The organism is Paenibacillus turicensis (assembly GCF_017873435.1).
Taxonomy (GTDB): domain Bacteria; phylum Bacillota; class Bacilli; order Paenibacillales; family Paenibacillaceae; genus Fontibacillus; species Fontibacillus turicensis.
The window spans coordinates 16,015-38,091 of the sequence record NZ_JAGGKG010000013.1; the positions used below are offsets into that span (position 1 = coordinate 16,015).

Sequence of the window (22,077 nt, forward strand, 5' to 3'; positions counted from 1 at the left end):
CAGAGAATACTTGGACTTGTAACTGTTTTTTAGTTTGCTATATGCTATAAAATGGGCTTATTATCAAAACTAAAATATGTATTTTTATAACAGGGCATTTTAAGCATGCTCGTATTCCAGAGCTTAAGAAATTCCTTAATTGGAATCCGTCTATTGTATTGGAAGTTATCTTCAACATTAATAAATTCCTTTAACGATTCAGCTAAGTACGCATATTCATTATCTATCCCTATAACGGGTACAAAATGTAACCATTTTTTGTGCTGAGAATATCTAATGAAAGTAATCACAGGATTCCCTTTATTCAATTCATATTTTAATGAATTTAAATTTCCTCTACAATAATGAGATTTAATATTGTAGGTTTTCATTATCTTTGATATTCCCTTAGGATATACATACCCATTTTTCGTTTTATTCGCTAGTTCTTGATATATTTCTTTGCCGTCCGACTCTATTCCTAGATGTCTCAAAATATATGCACTTGAGTATCCAGCACATTCAACAGCAGTTTGTAGATCCATTCTATTCTCTTTGTTGATCATAACATTACCGTTAACAGTTTTATAATATCTAAGCTTAAAAGAACCCATTAATATGACATTGATGATATTGGTAATTACAAAATAATAAAATAAACAGGTTAACGTAATAAATAGGATTATAAGTAGAATTTCTTGCATCATTTAGCTCCTCTAGCATTTTATTTTCTGAAAACCAATTTACTTTTCTCAATAAACCATCTTTCAGCATTTGATATAGAGTGCGTTGTATGATAGATCAACATTTTTCGTAGTGCAGCAACTTCATCAGGTAAAACTTTATAATCAAGAAAGTTATACTTTAATGCTAGACTTTCAGGCACAATTCCAATACCTAAGTCATTTTTGCAAATATCCAAAAGTGTTTCGACAATATTTATTTCTGAAATCGCCTCATTGTTCACATTATGATTACTCATTAACGTAATTAATGCTTTGTAAGAATAACATTGTTTACTGGAAACATAAAACCGTTCGTCGCTTAACAGCTGATGTAGTGACCTCCCTTTCATATTACCCGTAAAAACTAATTTATCTCTTGATAATGTTTGTGATTTGATGGAGTGATTAAGATATTGTTTTGTATTTTCGAGTTCTGTGATATATGCAATATTTAATTCTCCATTTAATACTTTGAAAATTAATTCATCTGTATTTCCGCTAATAATAGATAACTTTTTATTCGGAAATGCTTGATAAAATTGTGTAGCTATCGTATTTAATTGCAACGGAAAAGAAGATAACATGATCCCAATTGAAATATTCTCCTCTTTCTCGCTAATAATATCTTCTGTTTCTTCCCATAACAATATCATTTTTTTAAATTGTTGATATAGCTTCTCCCCATCTGCTGTAAGTTCAACCCCATAAGAATGTCTATAAAATAATTGAGCTTTAAAATGCTTTTCTATATTTTTAATTTTATTCGACATATTTGATTGTAAATGATTAAGCTCATTTGCCGCAGCCGATATACTTTTTAGTTCAGCAACTTTATTAAAAGCGATCATATTTTCAATATCCATAATGCACTCCTTATGACATCAAAAAAAGTGATATCTACATGTATTTTATACATTTCAAATGATAATTTGAGCAGATTATACTTTAATAAACAATACAATTCAAGGAGTGCATTTATGGTGGCAAAGCATAATAAAATTAAGGTAGGCATCGTTGGTGGCTCGGTGAACCCTGAGAGTTGGGCAATTAAATCTCATATTCCTGCATTAATAAATCATGATGGTTATGAATTAATTGCGGTTAGTACTTCAAATCAAGCATCGGCAATGAACGCGAAACGCACCTTAAATATTGAATATGGATACGATAATTATGATGAGCTTATCCAAAATAAAGAGATTGATCTAGTTGTGGTCAGCGTCAAGGCTCCACTACACTACGAGATTATTAAAGAATCGATTATAAATGAAAAGCATGTTTATTCAGAGTGGCCTTTAACCAATAATATAAATCAAGCAAATGAGCTAACCACCATGCGATGAATGCAAACATTCATCATGTTATTGGACTGCAATCAAGACAATCTAGTGTTTTAAATCAAACAAAAAACATAATTAAAGACGGAAAATTAGGGGGAATTTTAGCTGTTAATATGCAAGTTGCTACGCAGGGAAAAGGAAAATTTACTACGAATAGAACAACCTATCAGTTTGATCCAAATAACGGGGCAACCTTACTCGACATAAACGGAGGACATGCCCTAGATCTTTTAACTTTTCTTTTAGGGGATTTTAGCTCTATAAAAGTATCCTCTAACGATAGTTTTAAAACTATTCATAACGCTGAAACAAAAGAAAATTATAAGCAAATCACACCAAACGTCTGGGAAATTATAGGGAAAATTAACGATACCATTAGTGTTAATGTGTCAATCCTTGGCGGTGTCTTACCTGAATTTACACTTTTAATACGAGGAGAATATGGATCATTAAAGATAACGCAGAAGAACTCCGCAGGGCATCCTCAATTCGGGGACTTAGTTCTAGAAGAATGTCTTCATAAAGATGTACATTTAATCAAATCTAGTGAGGACTATATATTTAGAAAGGTTGCTATTGAAAAAGAAGAGGAATCACTACAAAGCTATTTCAATTCTATATACGATAAGCTGTCCCAAGATATAAAGAAAGGTACATATTCGCTCCCTAATTTTAGGGAAGGGTTAAAGTTACAATTACTATTGCAACAAATTAAAGTGATACAAAATAAGTAACTGGGGGATATAGTGATGATGTAGACTGAAATAATTCTACACCATCACCAGTGAAATTTTGTTCCTTTAGAATGGAACTCAAATATGTTGATGTAAAACCGCTATTTTTGATTTATTAAATCTTTCCACCTACACCCTTGAACTTGTCTACAAAGGCAGAGATTTTCTGAAAAACACTCTGTTTTTTTGTTAAATACTGAGGATTAAGCGGACTCATTTTAGGAAGAACCTCATTAAGCTCCGTTCCATTTTCACTTGCATATTCTCTTCTTAACGAGGTTAAAATATATCTTTTTGCAGCCTCTTCATTCAAATTTTCAGAACTAATTAATTCATCTGCTTCACGTTTTTGCTCCGTTTGAGCAAATGAGAAAAAGGCATCGATAATGCTTGCTTTATCTTGTATGCTATCTAAATCAGCTTGGTTGATAAAATCAATTACCAAGCTTTCTTTTGCACGATTTCCTAAACTAGAACGAATTAAACGACGAACCTCCTCAACCAAGGACACTTTGTCCTTTACCTTTTTGTTATGCTCAAAAATAAGTTCAAGAATATAATCTAAGTTGATCTCTTGGGATTTTAACAGATCTACCTCAAATACTACATCATCCCAATCAATAGAAGAGTTCCCTTTTTCTTTTCCAGTTTTTTCACGACGAAACCAATCACGAATATCATTATATGAAGAACGATAATCTTGAACAGTTCTTTCTTCTAACACTTGAATATCTTGCATAACCGCTATATCTTCATCCGTTACATAGTGAGTAGACTTAAACTCTTCTAAAGCATTAGGGTCACTTATATCTACTGTTTGTAACGCTTTTAAAGCTGAATATTCATCATAGTTCTGTAGTATATTTTCAATACATAAATATTCACCAAATAGTTTGGTAAATTCTTTCTTATCCTTTTCAGTCGCAATCTCATCAACATCAGGAAAACGTTCCTGTAATTCTCTTACTACATCTGCATAACCACGACGAGTTTCACCCGTTGCCACATCAGCGAAACCTTCCATATACTCTTTATAGCTTTTTTCCAGCACTACATTTTTAGTATTTTTATCTCCAAACAGAGTAATGGCGTCTATAGTTGCTTGTTCTAAATCTCTAAAAGTAACAATATTTCCAAAGGTTTTCGTGGAATCATAAATGCGATTAGTTCTAGAAAAAGCTTGCATTAAACCATGATACCTAAGATTTTTATCAACAAATAGAGTGTTTAATGTAGGGGCATCAAAACCAGTTAAAAACATGCCTACAACAATTAACAAATCAATCTCTTTCTGTTTGACTCGTTTTGCAAGATCACGATAATAGGTTTGAAACCCCTTAGTATCTACACCATAACTAATTTTAAACATCCTATTGTAGTCTTGGATGGCTGAATTTAAAAACTCTTTTGCACTACTATCCATTGCTGAAGGCTCAAATGTTTCATCAGCAATTTCCCCTATCGCATTTTGCTCTTCATTTGCAGCAAAGGAGAAGATTGTAGCAATTTTAAGAGGATTATTGCTTCCTTGTTGTAATTTGTTTAAAGATTCATAGTAGAGTTTAGCCGCTTCAACACTACTCACAGCAAACATAGCGTTAAATCCTTTTCCATTCGCATTTAAACGATGAGTCTTATTTTTAAAGTTATTAAGAATATATTGGGAAACTTCTTTAATTCGTTCAGGATGTAGTAATGCTTCTTTATTTTCTGCTGCCGATAGCTTTTTCTCGTCCTGTTCTTGCTCAATTATTTTGAACTTGGGACGTACATCGTTATAATCTACTTTAAACTTTAAAACCTTTTCATCCCTGATGGCATCCGTAATGACATAAGAGTGCAGCTCTCGACCAAAGACAGAAGCAGTTGTTTCTGAACCTAACGCATTCTTCGGGAAAATTGGTGTACCTGTAAATCCAAATTGATAAAATTTCTTAAACTTTTTTTTGATGTTTCTTTGAGCTTCACCAAATTGTGAACGATGGGCTTCATCAAATATAAATACCACTTGTTTATCATAGATTGATAACTCTGCTTCGCTTTTCATTAAGTTGTTCAGTTTTTGAATCGTCGTCACAATAATTTTATTATCATCTTTTTCAATGTTACGCTTCAACCCTGCGGTACTCTCTGAACCATTCACACTGTCAGGAGAAAAACGCTGATACTCCTTCATCGTCTGATAATCTAGATCTTTCCGATCTACAACAAAAAAGACTTTATCTATAAAATCCAGTTCAGTTGCCAAACGAGCTGCTTTAAAGCTAGTAAGCGTTTTCCCCGAACCTGTTGTATGCCAAATATAGCCACCACTTTCAACCTTACTCCATTTTTTTGCTTGGTAAGTGCTTTTAATTTTCCATAATATTCTTTCTGCCGCAGCAATTTGATAAGGTCGCATAACCAGCAGGTTGTCGCTCACATCAAATACAGAATATTTCAGTAGTACATTCAATAAAGTATCTTTCTGAAAAAATGTAGCTGTAAAATCTTTTAGATCTTTAATTAGGATATTATCCGCTTTAGCCCAATTCATCGTAAAATCGAAACTGTTTTTATCACGTTTAGTTGTATTCGCAAAATAACGGGTATCGGTCCCATTAGAAATTACAAAAATCTGTATATATTTAAAGAGAGAGTTTTCTGAATTAAAGCTCTCCTTACTATAACGATGAACCTGATTAAAGGCTTCACGAATCGCAATTCCACGCTTTTTAAGCTCAACTTGTACCAACGGTAAGCCATTGACCAGTATAGTAACATCATATCGATTGGCTTGTGTTCCTTTTTGCTCAAATTGCGAAATGACCTGCACTTTATTGTTGGCCACATTTTCCTTATCTACCAGGTAGATATTCTGGATATGCCCGTCATCAAAAACAAAATCATAAATGTAATCATTATGGATCTTACGGGTTTTATCAATGTGGTTATCACTCGGTTTATTTAAATACTGTTCACAAAACCTAAGCCATTCGGCATCTGAAAATTGCGTTTTATTAAGCTCTTGTAGCTGCACACGAGTATTTGCAAGCATCTGCTCAGGATTAGATAAATTAGGAAGATATTCATAGCCTTGATTTGCTAAATCCTGAATCAATTCTCGTTCTAGATTAGATTCGGTTTGATAGCCAACCCCTTTTTCTGCTATCTTGGTATATTTATCCAGAACTATGTAATTGTTTGATTCTGCGATTGGTTTGTACTCACTCATTTTTATGCCCCCTTCCAAAACCTAAAGTTACTTGTCAAATGTTCAAGTAATAACTTAACAGTTTGTTTTTCTTGAGGAGAAGGTTCAGCTATACTTTCATTCGCTAATGTAGAATGACTTGTAAACTGGATAATCCGATTATAGTAGGCCTCTTTGTTATCAGGTAGTAAATCTGACCAGTAAGGGAATCCAAGAAAACTAGCTGTTTTTTCATATAAATTTCTTAAAAGAGTGAAATGATATTTTTGTAATTGATTGTTCTCAATAGCTTCCTCTATCGTCTTCTTCAAATGCAAATGATATGAAAAACTCTTATTTGAATCTCCTGGTTTTTCTTCTAATATAAAAGTGCCATCTTCTTGACGGTCTAGCATGTAGCAGGTCTTTTTATTAACTTCATTATAGACCACATTATAAAAAATAGGATTATGAGTTGTAATAATAAATTTTAGTCCGGAATCACTTTTTTTGATTAAATGAGCCAAGTCTACAGCCAATTGAATCAGATGGTTATCATCTAAGGATGTTACAGGATCATCTATAAACACATATTCCAGCTGATTAAGTTTATCTGTCTCTCGTTCACTTGGCTCAGCTATATTTAATACATCAATAACTTGTTTAAGTAAGCTATAAAACACACTCCAAACAAAGCTACTTTCCTCACCTTTTGAAATCTTAATATTTGGAGAAGCTTCTTCATTTCCCCGTTGATAAGAAAATGTAACTTCCGAGAAATCCGAATTGAACTTAGGTGTTAATGTACGATCAGTATAATTCTGAAAATGACTAATAACATTTTGATCTTGTCCCTGTTCATTAAGTACCCATTCAGTAAAAGAGTTGGGATGAATTTTAAGTTTTAAATCAACATCATTTGCTAAATCATTATCCCAATAGAACAAATCTTCCGTAAAAGCATTGTAGTAAATGATTTTTTTGTTGGCTAATCCCATTTCATCTGTCTCTGCATCATTTTTAGGTGCAACTAAAAATCTAAATTCCTTTGAAAGTCTGGTTTTTCCATTTCCATTAAAGCCATAAATTAATTGAACTTTTCTATCGTTATCTTTTAATTGTTGTGCTATTTCGTTTAAACTCTTCCCCATACTATGCTTCTACCTCACTTTTCGGAAATGAAAGTAGCATATTACGGTAATATTCATATTGTTTTTTACGCAATTCTATTTCCCGAGGTAAGCCCTCAGTAATTGATGATGTCAAGGCATCGAATTTATCTAAAATAGATACTATTCTCTCTTGTTCAGTAAGAGTTGGGATAGGAATTATTATTTTTGATATATCAGTAGCTGAAACATCGATAACCTTTGTTCCTTTTGCATATTTTCTTTTTTGACTAGCAAACATTTGTGTTTGTGTAAAATAAGCAAAATACTTGCCTATAATCTGATTTGATGGTTTAAAAATTGTTGCGTGCCCACCAGTAACCGCTTGCTCTTTACCTAAATAAACAACAGCTTTTCCAACATCATTTAAATTTTCACTCGTATTTGTTATTACAACATCACCAGTATCAACTTTTTTCAATTTTTTAGCAGTCTCATAGGAAACAAAAGATTTAGTTTCTGTCGTAAATGTCCCGTAATAAGTATAAATCTGACCATAATGAATTGCAGGGACTCCAAACTCTGTAAAATCAGTCTTGAACAAACCATTACCACGAACTAATTCACCCACATCACTCAAGGTCTTCCATTCAACTGCTCCCTCGCCAAAAGTCAACAACTTATCACGGTAATAATTATATTGCTTTTTACGAGCTGTAAGCTCTGCTGTAAGCTCTGCTGTAAGCTCTGCTGTAAGCTCTGTGAAGGTGTCTAATATACGGATTATTTCTTCTTGTACTTGTAAGGGTGGGGTGGGAATTGATATTTCATTCAAAATAGCTTGAGTTAGGCTAGGTCTACCAGAACCTGTATCTAATTTCATTAAATCGATAGTTTTCATATAATAGTAAAAAAATTTAGGAATAAGTTGATTAATGTCAATTTCTGTGTAATAAATTGTATCAACATTCCAAATGGGACTTTCAACATAGAATATATTTGTAATCGAACCTTTTCTTGGAATTAGCACAGTGGGTTTATCATAAACAAATTTATCTACATAAGCCATAATTCCGCCAGAACCATAAACTGGTATATTACCAGCACCTAGTTTTTTCCAATCTTTCCCGTTTTTGATATTTACAACTTCCCCCAAAGGCTTCCACTCAACCTCAACCCCATCAAGCAATTTCTCCAAATAATTCGCCTTAATCATGATTCAATCTCCCCAATAATGTCATCAATTTCAGCACGAAGTTGGTCTATCTTTGCTACTGTCGTTTTTATCTCTGCATTCAGCTCATTGATATTAATGACTTCCCTTGTGTCTTTTGCTTCTACATAGGAGCTCACAGATAGATTGTAATCATTTTGTACGATTGCATCGTAATCAATAGATTTTGCCACATATTCAACATCTTCTTTACTGTCAAATATTTTAATTATTTTCTCAATGTGTTCATCTGTCAGTATGTTATTATTGGTTGCTTTCTTATAGAAATCCGCTCCACTTGCATCAATAAATTGAGTTTTATTTTCCGTTTTATGCTTAGAGAGAACCAAGATATTAACTGCTATTGATGTTCCATAAAAAAGGTTTGATGCTAATGAAATAACCGTCTCAATAAAGTTATTATCAATCAGATATTTTCTAATCTTTTGCTCCGCACCACCACGATAAAAAATTCCAGGGAAGCAAACGATAGCAGCACGCCCTTTACTTGAAAGATAACTTAGCGTATGAAGTACAAAGGCAAAATCGGCTTTAGATTTTGGGGCTAATACGCCTGCAGGAGCAAATCTTTCATCATTAATCAGTGTTGGGTCATCACTACCAATCCAATTCACGGAATAAGGTGGATTAGATACAATGGCATCAAAAGGCTTTTCGTCACCAAATTGAGGGTCTAATAGCGTATTTCCTAAAGCAATATTAAACTTATCGTAGTTTATGTTGTGTAAGAACATGTTCATACGAGCAAGATTATACGTTGTATGGTTAATCTCCTGTCCATAAAACCCATCCTCGATAATATGAGCATCAAACTGTTTTTTTGCTTGTAATAAAAGCGAACCTGAACCGGCTGCAGGGTCATAAATCTTATTAATTGTTGTTTGCTTATGTATTGCCAATTGCGCAATAAGCTTAGACACAGACTGCGGTGTGAAAAATTCTCCTCCAGATTTTCCGGCATTGGCTGCATAATTAGAGATTAAAAACTCATAGGCATCACCAAAAAGGTCAATTTGATTATCTTCAAATTTACCAAAATTCAGCCCTGCAACACCTTTAATAACAGCAGCTAAACGACTATTTTTATCTTTTACTGTGTTCCCTAATCTATTACTTGTCGTGTCAAAATCAGCAAATAATCCTTTAATATCTAATTCAGAAGGATAACCATTTGCTGAACTTTCGATAGCAGAGAATATTTCAGCTAAATCCGTATTCAAGCTTTCATTTGTGTTGGCGGTTTCCGCAATGTTAACAAACAACTGCTTCGGATATATAAAATATCCTTTTGTTTTAATGGCATCCTCTTTAATTTCTTGCGTTATAATATCATCATCAAGTTTCGCATAGTTGATGCTCTCGTCTCCACCTTCAATATAGTTAGAGAAGTTCTCGCTAATGAAACGATAAAATAGCATACCTAAAACATATTGTTTAAAATCCCATCCATCTACAGATCCACGAACATCATTGGCTATTTTCCAGATTTGAGATTGCAATTCGGCACGTTGTGCTGTGCTTGACATTTATATTCCTCCAATTATCCTTCTTACTGTACATCCACATTATACACCATGCCACCGTGGTGAAGCCTAAATAAAAACTCCCACCAAACAATCATTCGGCGAGAGTTTTTGGCGACAATCTTGAAGACATTAAATGAATCTTGATTTCAGAAAGTCTTATAAATTTAACCTAAACGGTTTAAAATCAACTTTTTTCAGTGTATAAAGTGTCACTCAACTATTCCCACTCAATCGTAGCCGGTGGCTTCGATGTCACATCATACACAATCCGGTTGACGTTATCCACTTCATTAACGATCCGCACAGAGATTTTCTCCAATACATCCCAAGGGATACGTGCCCAGTCGGCAGTCATACCATCAATAGAGGTTACAGCACGAATACCTACGGTGTAGGAATACGTTCTGCCGTCTCCCATAACGCCAACACTTTTCATGTTAGGTAGAGCAGTGAAGTATTGCCAAATTTCGTTGTCCAGTCCTGCCTTCGCAATTTCCTCACGCAAAATCCAGTCAGAGTCACGGACAATTTGAAGCTTCTCTTCAGTGACTTCTCCTAATACACGAATTGCAAGTCCTGGGCCTGGGAATGGTTGACGCCATACGATTTCACGAGGCATACCAAGCTCTTCCCCAACCTTACGAACCTCATCCTTAAACAATGTGTTTAGTGGTTCAATCAAGGAGAATTTCATGTCCTCAGGTAAACCACCTACATTGTGGTGAGATTTGATCGTTTGCGCTGTTGCTGTACCACTTTCTACAATATCTGTATAAAGCGTACCTTGTGCCAAGAAATCAAAATCACCAAGCTTCGCAGATTCCTCATCAAAGCAATAAATAAATTCATTGCCGATAATTTTACGTTTTTGCTCAGGATCATCTACACCCGCAAGCTTGCTCAAGAAACGCTCACGCGCATCTATTTTTACAACATGAATGTCAAATTTACCAACAAAGGTTTCCATTACGCTTTCTGCTTCACCTTTACGAAGTAAGCCATGGTCAATGAACATACATGTAAGTTGATCACCAATTGCACGATGAATTAACATCGCAACAACAGAGGAGTCTACCCCACCACTCAATGCACATAATACCTTTTTATCGCCAACGGTGTTGCGAATGTCTTGTACTGCATCTTCAATGAAGGATTCCATACTCCAGTTTCCTTCTGCACCACATACACCATAGATAAAGTTAGAAATAAGCTCATTCCCATGTACAGAGTGACGTACCTCTGGGTGGAACTGAACACCATACATTTGACGCTCTTCATTGGCAAAACCAGCGATTGGTGCTGATTCCGTTGAAGCATCTAATACGAAGCCTTGTGGCAAAGTAGACACATGGTCACCATGACTCATCCATACCGTTTGCTTCGCATCTAAATCCTTAGCGAGCTTAGAGCCTGCCACAAAATCAACGTCCGATTTACCATATTCACGTTTAGCCGCGCGTTCTACTTTACCGCCAAGATCATGAGCCATCAACTGCATTCCGTAACAAATCCCTAAAATCGGAACCCCGATATTGTAGATTTCAGGATCAATTTTAGGTGCATCTTCCGCATACACACTTGCCGGTCCACCTGAAAATACAATACCTTTTGGATTAAGCTCACGTAAGCGTGCTGCTGTCGTATTATAAGGCAACAATTCACTATACACGCCCAAATCACGAATTCTTCTTGCTATTAACTGGTTGTATTGACCACCAAAATCCAGTACAACCACGATTTCATTTGGCTTATTCATACTCGGCCTCCCTTAATTCATGACACTAATTATACGAAACGTTAAAACAGCTCGTCAAGGGCATCCAAGCACTTGTCTCTAGGGCTTTACCATTTTCCAGCATAAAGTGAGAAAGGTGGTCGTCTGCTGACGACTCAATGTCACGCCACCATAATACAACTGCTCCCATAATAAAATGAAGCTTAGTAAATGTTGCCTACTTCCTTCATCCATTTTAGACGAGTTAGCAATAAGCTGCTGCACATATTCTCTTGGCGTCAACCTGCCTTGCTTCTCCCCATATTTTTGACTCAGCTTCTTCCACACAATTTTAGAAGAAAACAATAAGATGTCTCTGGTCGGAAACCGGATTGGATTGTTGAAAAATTTGACTCGATTTCTTTTCAAACTCCAGCTAAGTGCAAACAAGCCCCCGTACAGCGTCATTGCAGCCATGATCAACCACATCATGATAGGCATAGTAAGAACAACTGTTATCACTATAGGGTGACGCAAAATATATGCTAACAACGCTTCACTCATATCCGTTATTTGTTTCAACGTCTTATGGAATTGAGCTATGCCACTTCCCCACCAAGAGGTTAAGCTTGTCCATATGTTACCAAGGCTTGTCCCCCTCCACTTTTCCTTTGTCTTGCTAATCCCACTTATTAACTCATCCCTGTTCATCACTGATGTTTTTCCATCATAACCAGGTGTGGGGTCAAAAGGAACAAAACCAACGCCTTCAAAATAAACCTCCACCCATGAATGTGCATCGGAATAGGAAACTAAATAACGATTTTCATAGCTACCTCCACTTGTTGGCTCCTGAGTCCCCTCGTTTTTTTCCGAGGATGAGGTTATTAAGGAACCCGGTGCAAACCCTTTAACCCATCTTGCTGGAATTCCGCTACTTCTTAGCAATACAACCATTGAAGTCGAAAAGTGATCACAATAACCCACCTTTTGTTCAAATAAAAAATGATCAACAAAATCCTGTTTAGCGGAAGGGAGCGTTGTTTTTAGATCATAACGGTAGTTTTTTTCTAAATAGTGTTTGACCGCCATTACTGCATCATATCTATTTGTTGTAGTAGAGGTCAGTTGCTCAGCTAACCTGGAGACACGCTTAGGCAAAGTCTCAGGAAGCTGTAAATAATGCTGCACTACCCACGCAGGATCTTCCCCCGTATCTTTCTCATTTTGCTCGATTCCCTCATTTTGTTCATTTCGCTCATTTCGCCTCAAATCCTCACTCACAATCGGTTGCGGTGCGACAGCGATATCATAGGATTGATACGACTTCACCATACTACTGGGCTGTGCTGAAATTAAGGACTGACCCATAGCATCATATCGAATGGATACATTAAGATGCTCACGATTGGACTGACCACTATATAATGTAGGAACTCGAAGCGGAATCCCTCCGGTAAATAAAACCTGCTCCTGCTGAATTGGATTTATAAAAAAAATACGTTGCACCATTTCTGGTTGCTTTGTAGCGCCTTCTGTCCCTATGCTTAACGCTTCTTGTGCATCATTATTTGTAACTAACGTCGAGGTGGTCATAGATTGCCAGCCTTGACCGTTATAGTAGTCCTTGCTTTCCCCCCGCCAATAGGTGGGCACAGGAGAACTGGCAATAAAATAAGGCTCATGACGTAACGTTAGTGGTGCACCAAGCATGCGATCATTTTGACTGTAACCTGATTCACGTTGTGAATGGCTTGAATTAGCTTGCAGGTTTTTTGACTCTCCCCATGTGCTAAAGGCTTGCATCGTTTCTTGCCACGAATAGGGCGCCGATTTGGTAACATGAAGCTGCTTGCTCATATAAATTGCACCTGTAACACAACACAAGACAATGATCATACTGCTGAATAACCAACGTTTAGCTTGTAAAGGATACGCTGAAGGCATGGCAACAAACAACCAAGCCTGTATTAACAATCCCTCTGCGACTGCACGATACAAGCTGTCTAATATCGAAGCATCGGTGTAGGTCTGCAATAAAATGAGATAAAAAATCGTAATAAACAGAAACAATAAAACACTCTTTTTTCCAGAGACTAGCTTTTGCACAGATAAAACAAGCATACTCCAACCGATAAGCAAGACTACCGCCCTGCTCTCCGCACTCAGATTATGCCAATCTCCTGTATTTACAATATTTAATATATCTTGCTCTACAATCGTAAAGAAATCCCAATACCACTCAAGCGAAAATCCATGCCCATAGATCATCATCAACACAATGGCTACATAAGTAATAGGCAAAATACTATTTAATGCAAAGGGTAGCTTAAAGGAGCCTGTGAGTAACAAGCAAGCGGTCAAAACCATAAACCACCTAACAATAATGACCTCTCCCCCATCTGCCAGGTCAGTAAGAGGGATTAGCCACTCCAAAAACATAGCACATAACAACAACGTTATAATGAGGCGGTTTACGATTTCATGAAGCGATAGTATTGATCCCTTTAGTTCAGGTGATCTCGGTCTAGGCACTACTGACATCCTGAGCACCTCCTGCATCAATACTGAGAGGCGACAAATGTGTAACTTGAATAGGGGTAATTAAAACGCCCGCTTGCTCCAATATTAATCGATAGTTGCTCTCATTTGCTTCCTCATTTTGTTGCTGATCACACCACAAATCCACTTTGGCACCTTGGGCTGTAAGCTGAAGAAGCTGCTTCACTAGGCTTTCTGTTACTTGTCCAGTAACCATCGTAATTTGCTTTAAGCCACTCCCACTAAATGAAGGCACAGAGAACGATTCTGCTACACCCTCCAGTTGCTGAGTCATTGTAACCCCAGCTAGATGTACCAATACTTGTTGAAGCTCTATACGATGGTTCACTGAGTAAGGCTGTCTCATATTGTTATCAATATAGTAAATAGACTTGTTCTCCCCACCGATTTCACGACGAAGCCAAGCGGTAGAGACAGAAACAAAAAACTCAAATTGATCCTCAGCAGTGATCCCTTCATGTGTATCCCTATAAGCCAATTGTTCGCGATTTAACCATATTAATTTTTCACCACAATAATTAAATTCACTATGACGTGTCAAAAGGCTCCCTCGCTTAGCAGAGCTTTTCCAATGTATATTTTTGATCGGGTCACCTGCTTCATAGTGACGTAAGCGTTCCTGTGCTACTGCTTGTACAGGTAACATGGAGCGAATACGTACAGTAGATTGGTCGCTACCCATCCCCCGATAAGAAATACTTTCAATGCCTACCATCGCTGGCTGAACGATACAGGTGTCTTCCATGCTAATGACTAATTTGCGTGTAAACCATCCAAAGGCATCGCCCCAGCCGAGCAGCACATATCCCCCCTGATACACGCCTCGCTTTGCCTCTTTAATGACATATTGACCTCTATAATGACGGCGAAACCCACTCCATCTTAGCTTACCTTCCGGTTTTAACTCCGTATACGCCTGTACCTGCACCATTTCTGACTGGGGATAATCCTCAAGCTCTAGCCATAAAGGAAGTAGTCCACCTGACAATGTGATCTCAAAGTTAACAATAATATCTTGTCCAGCCATAGGCAGTTTTGGCGTCCATTGACGCACCACCTTGGCAGACCTTGGACCAAGCCACTTCATGAGAAACCCCTGTAATAACACAAAAATACCTACAGAAAGTAAAAATAAATAGGCCGTCACAGTCCGCCCCCTCCAACCTTGCGAAAGAGAGGGATCGTTGCTTTCTCCAGCAGCTGCTGTAGCACATCTCCTTGACTCATTCCGCTTAATCTTGCTTGAGGATGTAATACTAAGCGATGTGTTAATACAGACGGCGCCACCGCCTTCACATCATCTGGAATGACAAACATTCTTCCTTTTAAATAGGCGGAAGCTTGTGCGGCTCTCATCCAAGCTAAGGTTCCACGAGGGCTAATGCCCAATATGATCTGAGAATGTGTACGAGAGGCTTGCGCAATCTCTACTAGGTAACTCTTAATGACATCTTCTACAAGCACGATCGAAGCCTGACGCTGCATACTCACTAATTCTTCTGGTAATAGAGCAGGCTTAATATTTACAATGACCTCATCTGAAGGAGGTAATCCAAGCAGGCTCATTTCCTGCTCCTTTTGCGGATACCCTAACGTCATTTTCATCATAAAACGGTCTAGCTGTGCCTCTGGCAAAGGATAGGTTCCATCATGCTCAATCGGATTTTGGGTGGCTAACAGCATAAATGGCCGCGGTAAGGCATACGTTTGTCCGTCTACGGTAGCCTTGCGTTCCTCCATCGCTTCTAAAAGCGCGGATTGCGTTCTTGGTGTGCCACGATTAATTTCATCTGCTAGTAAAATCGTTTTAAAAATAGGTCCCGCACGAAACTCAAATTGTCCATTATGTGGATGATACACAGAAACACCTGTTACGTCCGAGGGCATTAAATCAGCTGTAAATTGAATTCTACCAAAATCGCCACCAATACAAGCTGCCAAGGCACGAATGAGCATCGTTTTCCCAACCCCTGGGACATCCTCTAGCAATACATGTCCACCTGCAAGCATGGCGGTAACCAGTAGTTCAACTCTATTTCTTTGACCAACTACAACGGCATCTATTTTGGAAATCATTCGCTCTAATAAAATACAATAGTCCTCTTGTCTCATAGTCTATCTCCTCCATTCTACGAATTACACTATTAAGTAGTGTTACCAATGGTAGAAGGAAATAGACACACGATTTTAAAACGCCTTAACGATCGTTTCCTGCGGGTTAACTTTAACAGATTTGATATCATGTCCACTTGCGGCAAGTAAAACACGTAAAGATACCCAATGTGTATCGTTTTTGTTATCAACGGTGGTTGAATACGTTACTCTTCCTTTATTATGTGACTCTGCAACAAGACTACCCTGCTCAGGATAAAGGGTTAGCTTCGAGTCTCCCCACATCACAGTCACCGTCTTCGTGCCGCTATCCCACATTACCTCTCCCCCTAAACGTTCCATCATCGCACGGATCGGCACTTGATAACGACCACCTTCAAATTCATATTCTCCTGCTGCTAACTTCGTTTGAATCCCCCCTGCCTCAACATGTAATGGGTTAGAAGTCGTAAACAAGGCTGCATTCGGTATAATGTTACGCGTAATCCATTCCTGCGTTGGGGAAGTAGAATCACTATACTTTTGTGTGGAGGAAACGGTGAACTGAACAGGCTTCATCCCTGCATTTAGTGTCCCAAAGGAATAACCTTGCTGTTTATAGTATTTAATAATGGCAGGTAATGCCTTTACCGTCTCTTGATGACCTGCACCATCATGCATAAGCACAACTATTTCATTTTTTAGCTTAGAAGAAGTAATGTTTTTGATGATTTCAGTAGCAGGAACACCTCTTCGCTTAGAATCACCACTATCTACATCCCAGTCAAACACCTTATAACCTGCTTGGGCTAGTAATGAAAAAGTTTGCTTATTAAAATGACCATACGTTCCACCCGGGGCTCGAAGTAAAGCAGGTCGTTTATCAGTAATCTCCCTAACAATTTCCTCTGTCTGTTTAATTTGCTTCCAAAATTGTCCAAAATGCTTATACAGCTCACTATAGTTATGGTTATACGTATGATTGCCGATGACATGACCACCGTCTGCAATTTGTCTAATGACTTCTGGCGAGGTTTTGGCTTGACTACCTAATACAAAAAAGGTCGCTTGGATTTTATGCTGAGCTAAAATAGTTAACACATCTGGAGTTAGCTTACTTGGTCCATCGTCAAATGTTAGGTAGACGATTTTGGGGGTGCTTTTTGTATGTGAAGCTGCTTGCGCCTTGGCAAACAGCTTGTCTGCTTGAGTGGAAAAAACGAGGATGGCCATGATCATCACGATGACACTTTTTACGATTAACGACTTCGATTGTTTATTCATATTTTTATTCATATATTCTACCTCCGCTCTTTTGATAGAGTATATGAATTGTGCTAGAGAAATAGACTATATGAATTAAGCCTCATTTTCTCCTTGCTTCCATACCATAAAATATTCCTGTTGCTTGGTATCTTCATTTTGTTTACTTTGCTTTATTTGAAAATCATTTTTTTCATAAAACTTCACAGCACTTTCATTTTCCACATACACATCTAAAGCTAAGGAGGAATATTTCTGTTTGCACGCTTCAATCAGAGCACGACCAATCCCTTGGCCTTGATATTGCTTATCTACAAATAAACCTGCGATATAAGATTGCTCTACAATCCCGATAAATCCCTTCACAACCTCTTCCTCATAAATTAATATCTCCGCATCAAACAATGCACCTTTTACCGCCTCAAAGTTGTCCTTCCAAAAGGACGCAGGCACAAATGGATGCGCATCTATATTCGTCTCAAGCCAAATTGACATCACCTGATCTAGTTTTGAGTGATCAAATGGTTTAATCATAACTATTAACCTCCTACTTTCATAAATTCAACTAAATAACCCTATAACTAGGTGAGTCCCCAATATAACAAATCCGTGGAATCATTCTCAAGCTACAAAATAATTCTGTATTAATTAGGTAGCTACGGCTAGTTAGGGGTAGCATCAAGCACTAATTTCAAGAGTGGGCCGTTAAATCCTTTATGTAATATTCAATTTGATTATTAAAAAGGAGACTCTACCTTTGGAACAACGTTCCGCTCGCAGAATCCCCCTTTAAGTTAATATAACCTCTACTGACTCATATTAACGATTTATAGCAGTTACAGCACGATCAACTAGCTGTATATTATTTTCTTCACCGCGTAGATGGAGATAAAATATGTCTCTGCTAATTGTTCAATGGTAGCCCCTTCTTGATAGGCGGTTATAATCCTTTGATTTCTAAGATCAAGCTCTTTTCTAATCCCCGATCGCTCTCCCCAGCCTTTGCGTTTTTCCTTCTTCACTGGAATATATAAATACCCACCATGCATATAGTTTTGTATTTCCTCGATCAAGCTTTCGGGGAGAATAAGCTTTGCGTTTGTATATTTCATTGTTTGGCTTCCTTCCTTGATTAAATTCATCAAGTTGCAAAGCCAGTAATGAGCTTCAAGCGACTTCATTACTCCATGCAGATGTCGCTACCTCTATGGCCTTGCATGGAGCCTTACCAATCTAAAATGGACTGCCATACCGTTCACCACCTTTATGATAATTCAAACAACACACAACACTTTGGATTATGGCATGTGCTCTCTTTGCTTCTTTAAAGTTTTTTAATAGAATCATTTATTCGAGTGATTTAGTTCCTTTACTGCTTTTACCACTTCTTCTACGTGTCCTTTGACAGATACTTTACGCCATTCCTTAACAAGCACACCTGCCTCGTCGATAAGAAAGGTAGAGCGAACAATGCCTTCATATTCACGTCCATACATTTTTTTAAGCTGCCATACTCCAAATTGCTCACTTACGACATGCTCTTCATCAGATAACAACGGAAAGGTGAGTGTATGCTTTGCTGCAAATTTATCATGACTGCTTACTTTATCTCCACTAATGCCAAGCACGACAGTATTAAGCTCAGCAAAGATTGCACTTTGATCTCTAAAATCACATGCCTCTTGTGTACAACCTGGTGTTGCATCCTTTGGATAAAAATAAATCACTACATTTTTCCCTTTAAAGCTGGATAGTGAAATGGATTCTCCACCTGAAGCTGGAAGTGTAAAGTCGGGAACAACTTGTCCAATCGTAATTTGATGGTCTGACATAAACGCAAGCACTCCTTCATAGTTATTTTTAAAATTGCTTGTAGGTGTAAAAAAAATTATACTAACATAGTAGTATTTTATCGTTTTTATGCGAAAGGAACGAATTTTAATGACAAAACGCTCGAAAAAAGTCATGATCTGGTCCATTGCTGGTGTTCTTGCCGTTATTTTGGCTGGGCTAGCCTATTATTTTATCGCAATTTATAACCAAGTGGATAATTTCAAAAAGGAAGGTGAGGATTCCCCCTTCTATAAAGTTCAGCCAACCGACGTCAAAGTGCCTGAGCCACCAAAATGGGAAGGTACAGAACGTGTTAACATTTTGTTAATGGGTGTAGATGCGCGTGGACTACAAAAAGGTGAGATCCCTCGCTCTGATACGATGCTAGTGGCCTCCATTGACCCTGTTACGAAACGTGGTTCCCTTTTCTCTATTATGCGTGATACGTACACCAAAATACCAGAGCATGGTAAAGACCGAATAAATGCTGCAATTACCCGTGGTCCAAATACTGCGATGCAGGCTGTATCCGATTTATTAGGTATCCCAATTCAATACTATGTTTATACCGACTTCCAAGGCTTTATTGCGCTAGTTGATGCTGTGGATGGCGTTGATTTTTATGTGGAAAAAAATATGAAATATACAAGTAAAGCAGATAAACACGAATATGATATTGATCTTAAAAAGGGCATGCAGCATTTAGATGGTAAAACAGCGTTACAATATGTCCGTTTCCGTCACGATGCAATGAGTGACTTTAGTAGAACGGAACGGCAACGTAATTTCTTGCAAGCCATTTCGAAAAAGCTAAAATCAACAACGACGATTATGAACTTACCCAATATATTAGAAAAAGTAAATCCATACATTGATACCAACCTATCTGTCAATGATATGTGGAAGCTTGCTACGATCGCCTACGACGGTACAATGAATTCAAGTGAACAAATTCCACCGATGTCCCTTTTAGTGGAAAAAACAGTGGGTGGCGCACAAGTATTAGGCGTCCGTGATGAGGAAGAACTAAAAGCCTTTGTTCAAGAACAGCTAAATAAAACAGAGGATATTAACAAGCAGGAAGAACAGTCTGATGAGGGCAATGGTGCAACAAATAATGCTCCTGATAACAATAAGGCAGATCAAACAAAGGGTAGTGGCTCAAATGGCAGCTCAACCTCCGACTCAACGAAGTCAGGAACAGCCCCCTCCTCTTCACCTTAATGTGTTAGTGTGTTAAGTAAGGGACTGAGGTTGTATCATTTTCAGCTATTTTGTTCGTAAACCTAAGTGAGAAAGGAAGTTTTTTGAAATGAAGCGCAGTCAATCAGAACGTCTTCACGCTGAAGCATTGAAGCATATTGTAGGAGGTGTCAATAGTCCTTCTCGATCCTTCAAGGCGGTGGGTGGCGGAGCACCTGTCTTTATGAGCAAAGCTCAAGGTGCACATTTCTGGGACGTGGACGGCAATCGTTATGTGGACTACTTAGCAGCATACGGTCCAATTATTACTGGACATGCTCACCCTCATATTACAGAAGCCATTACAAAGGCAGCAGCTAACGGTGTATTGTATGGCACACCAACTGAGCTTGAAATCAAGCTCGCAATGATGCTTAAAGAGGCGATTCCTTCTATGGATAAAGTCCGTTTCGTGAACTCGGGCACAGAAGCTGTCATGACTACAATTCGTGTGGCTCGTGCTTTTACGAAGCGGAATAAAATCATTAAATTTGCTGGCTGCTACCATGGTCATTCTGACCTTGTCTTAGTTGCCGCTGGTTCTGGGCCCTCTACCTTAGGCATTCCAGATAGCGCTGGGATTCCAGCAAGCTTGGCACAAGAGGTCATTACTGTACCGTTTAACGATGCAGACGCCCTACAAGCTGCATTAAGCAAATGGGGAGACGATGTCGCAGCAGTGATGGTTGAACCTATCGTTGGCAACTTTGGCATGGTAATGCCTAAGGCAGGCTTCTTAGAAGATGTATGTCGTCTAGCTCATGCTAACGGCTCATTAGTCATTTACGATGAGGTTATTACAGCCTTCCGTTTCCATTATGGCTCTACACAAACTTACGCTGGACTTGCTAATCATAAAGAAATCACCCCTGACCTAACCGCATTAGGTAAAATTATTGGTGGTGGATTACCGATTGGTGCCTATGGCGGTAGCAAGGAAATTATGGAACAGGTTGCCCCACTAGGCCCAACCTACCAAGCAGGTACGATGGCAGGAAACCCTGCTTCGATCTCCTCAGGAATAGCGTGCTTAGAAGTTTTACAGCAACCTGGCGTATACGAAGAAATGGAGCGCTTGGCGACCCGTTTAACAACAGGTTTAGCAGAATCAGCAAAACGTCATGATATTGACTTAACCATTAATCAAATTCGTGGTGCTTTCTCCACACACTTCTGCAATCACCCTGTTACAAACTATGAGGAAGCGCAAGATACAAGCAGTGAGCAATTTGCTTCCTTCTTCCGTCATATGTTAGACCGTGGTGTCAACCTAGCCCCTTCTAAGTATGAAGCGTGGTTCCTAACTACGGCGCATACTGATGAGGACATTGATTTCACGCTAGAGGCGGCTGAAGCTTCCTTTAAGGCGATGAAGACGGAGTTTTAGCATTAAGTATAATACTAGCACTAAAATAGAATGATGAAGCTAAAATAAAGGTCGCTAAAAAACCAGATTGGTATTCACGATTTACACTCGGAGCAATTGTAAGTGTAATTTCGTGAAATCTGGTTTTGCGATCTTTAATTTTAGGACAAATAGACCAAGCGTATAT

General features: G+C 38.0%; 18 protein-coding genes. 4 read left to right on the plus strand and 14 right to left on the minus strand.

Annotation, left to right across the window (positions count from 1 at the left end; genetic code table 11):
* Positions 1–44: 44 nt before the first annotated feature.
* Both J2Z32_RS13680 and J2Z32_RS13685 read right to left on the minus strand, forming a co-directional pair.
* Positions 45–683 (minus strand): C39 family peptidase, encoded by a 639-nt coding sequence (locus tag J2Z32_RS13680; RefSeq protein WP_210089739.1) that lies wholly within the window; start codon positions 681–683, stop codon positions 45–47.
* A gap of 20 nt (positions 684–703) precedes the next feature.
* On the minus strand, positions 704–1,567 hold the full coding sequence (locus J2Z32_RS13685; protein WP_210089740.1) for a LysR family transcriptional regulator: 864 nt from the start codon (positions 1,565–1,567) through the stop codon (positions 704–706).
* Between the two features lie 114 nt (positions 1,568–1,681).
* Between J2Z32_RS13685 and J2Z32_RS13690 the strand changes: the two genes are divergently transcribed.
* Both J2Z32_RS13690 and J2Z32_RS13695 read left to right on the plus strand, forming a co-directional pair.
* Positions 1,682–2,047 (plus strand): Gfo/Idh/MocA family protein, encoded by a 366-nt coding sequence (locus tag J2Z32_RS13690; protein ID WP_210089741.1) that lies wholly within the window; start codon positions 1,682–1,684, stop codon positions 2,045–2,047.
* Positions 2,044–2,778: a Gfo/Idh/MocA family oxidoreductase gene (locus J2Z32_RS13695; protein WP_210089742.1), complete on the plus strand. Its 735-nt coding sequence runs from the start codon at positions 2,044–2,046 to the stop codon at positions 2,776–2,778. The genes J2Z32_RS13690 and J2Z32_RS13695 overlap by 4 nt, the downstream gene beginning before the upstream one ends.
* A gap of 115 nt (positions 2,779–2,893) precedes the next feature.
* Here the strand turns inward: J2Z32_RS13695 and J2Z32_RS13700 are convergent, their stop codons facing one another.
* The 12 genes from J2Z32_RS13700 to bcp form a co-directional block, all read right to left on the minus strand.
* Positions 2,894–5,992 (minus strand): type I restriction endonuclease subunit R, encoded by a 3,099-nt coding sequence (locus tag J2Z32_RS13700; RefSeq protein WP_210089743.1) that lies wholly within the window; start codon positions 5,990–5,992, stop codon positions 2,894–2,896.
* A gap of 2 nt (positions 5,993–5,994) precedes the next feature.
* Positions 5,995–7,101 carry an AAA family ATPase gene (locus J2Z32_RS13705; protein ID WP_210089744.1) on the minus strand — a complete coding sequence of 369 codons (1,107 nt, stop codon included), beginning with the start codon at positions 7,099–7,101 and terminating at the stop codon, positions 5,995–5,997.
* A 1-nt stretch (position 7,102) separates the two neighbouring features.
* Positions 7,103–8,275: a restriction endonuclease subunit S gene (locus J2Z32_RS13710; protein WP_210089745.1), complete on the minus strand. Its 1,173-nt coding sequence runs from the start codon at positions 8,273–8,275 to the stop codon at positions 7,103–7,105.
* Positions 8,272–9,819 carry a type I restriction-modification system subunit M gene (locus J2Z32_RS13715; RefSeq protein ID WP_210089746.1) on the minus strand — a complete coding sequence of 516 codons (1,548 nt, stop codon included), beginning with the start codon at positions 9,817–9,819 and terminating at the stop codon, positions 8,272–8,274. The genes J2Z32_RS13710 and J2Z32_RS13715 overlap by 4 nt, the downstream gene beginning before the upstream one ends.
* Positions 9,820–10,036: 217 nt before the next feature.
* On the minus strand, positions 10,037–11,575 hold the full coding sequence (gene guaA / locus J2Z32_RS13720; protein WP_210089747.1) for a glutamine-hydrolyzing GMP synthase: 1,539 nt from the start codon (positions 11,573–11,575) through the stop codon (positions 10,037–10,039).
* Between the two features lie 78 nt (positions 11,576–11,653).
* Entirely contained in the window at positions 11,654–14,077 is a 2,424-nt protein-coding gene (locus tag J2Z32_RS13725; RefSeq protein ID WP_210089748.1) for a transglutaminase-like domain-containing protein, read from the minus strand.
* The gene (locus tag J2Z32_RS22655) at positions 14,061–15,242 is read right to left on the minus strand and encodes a DUF58 domain-containing protein (RefSeq protein ID WP_210089749.1); all 1,182 of its coding nucleotides are present in this window, start codon (positions 15,240–15,242) and stop codon (positions 14,061–14,063) included. The genes J2Z32_RS13725 and J2Z32_RS22655 overlap by 17 nt, the downstream gene beginning before the upstream one ends.
* A complete protein-coding gene (locus J2Z32_RS13735) occupies positions 15,239–16,207 on the minus strand; it encodes an AAA family ATPase (protein WP_210089750.1) in 969 nt (322 codons plus the stop codon). Before J2Z32_RS13735 ends, J2Z32_RS22655 begins: the two co-directional genes overlap by 4 nt.
* A gap of 75 nt (positions 16,208–16,282) precedes the next feature.
* Positions 16,283–17,482, minus strand: coding sequence for a polysaccharide deacetylase family protein (locus J2Z32_RS13740; protein ID WP_245251459.1), 1,200 nt, complete (start codon positions 17,480–17,482; stop codon positions 16,283–16,285).
* A 63-nt stretch (positions 17,483–17,545) separates the two neighbouring features.
* The gene (locus J2Z32_RS13745) at positions 17,546–17,983 is read right to left on the minus strand and encodes an N-acetyltransferase (RefSeq protein ID WP_210089751.1); all 438 of its coding nucleotides are present in this window, start codon (positions 17,981–17,983) and stop codon (positions 17,546–17,548) included.
* A 317-nt stretch (positions 17,984–18,300) separates the two neighbouring features.
* The gene (locus J2Z32_RS13750) at positions 18,301–18,561 is read right to left on the minus strand and encodes a CD3324 family protein (RefSeq protein WP_210089752.1); all 261 of its coding nucleotides are present in this window, start codon (positions 18,559–18,561) and stop codon (positions 18,301–18,303) included.
* 231 nt (positions 18,562–18,792) lie between these two features.
* Positions 18,793–19,281: a thioredoxin-dependent thiol peroxidase gene (gene bcp / locus J2Z32_RS13755; protein ID WP_210089753.1), complete on the minus strand. Its 489-nt coding sequence runs from the start codon at positions 19,279–19,281 to the stop codon at positions 18,793–18,795.
* Positions 19,282–19,390: 109 nt separating this feature from the next.
* On the opposite strand from bcp, the gene J2Z32_RS13760 reads away from it, so the two are divergent.
* Positions 19,391–20,506, plus strand: a complete 1,116-nt coding sequence (locus J2Z32_RS13760) for an LCP family protein (protein WP_210089754.1) — start codon at positions 19,391–19,393, stop codon at positions 20,504–20,506.
* A gap of 88 nt (positions 20,507–20,594) precedes the next feature.
* Complete coding sequence (locus tag J2Z32_RS13765; protein WP_210089755.1) at positions 20,595–21,911, plus strand: glutamate-1-semialdehyde 2,1-aminomutase; 1,317 nt, start codon at positions 20,595–20,597, stop codon at positions 21,909–21,911.
* Positions 21,912–22,077: the final 166 nt, after the last annotated feature.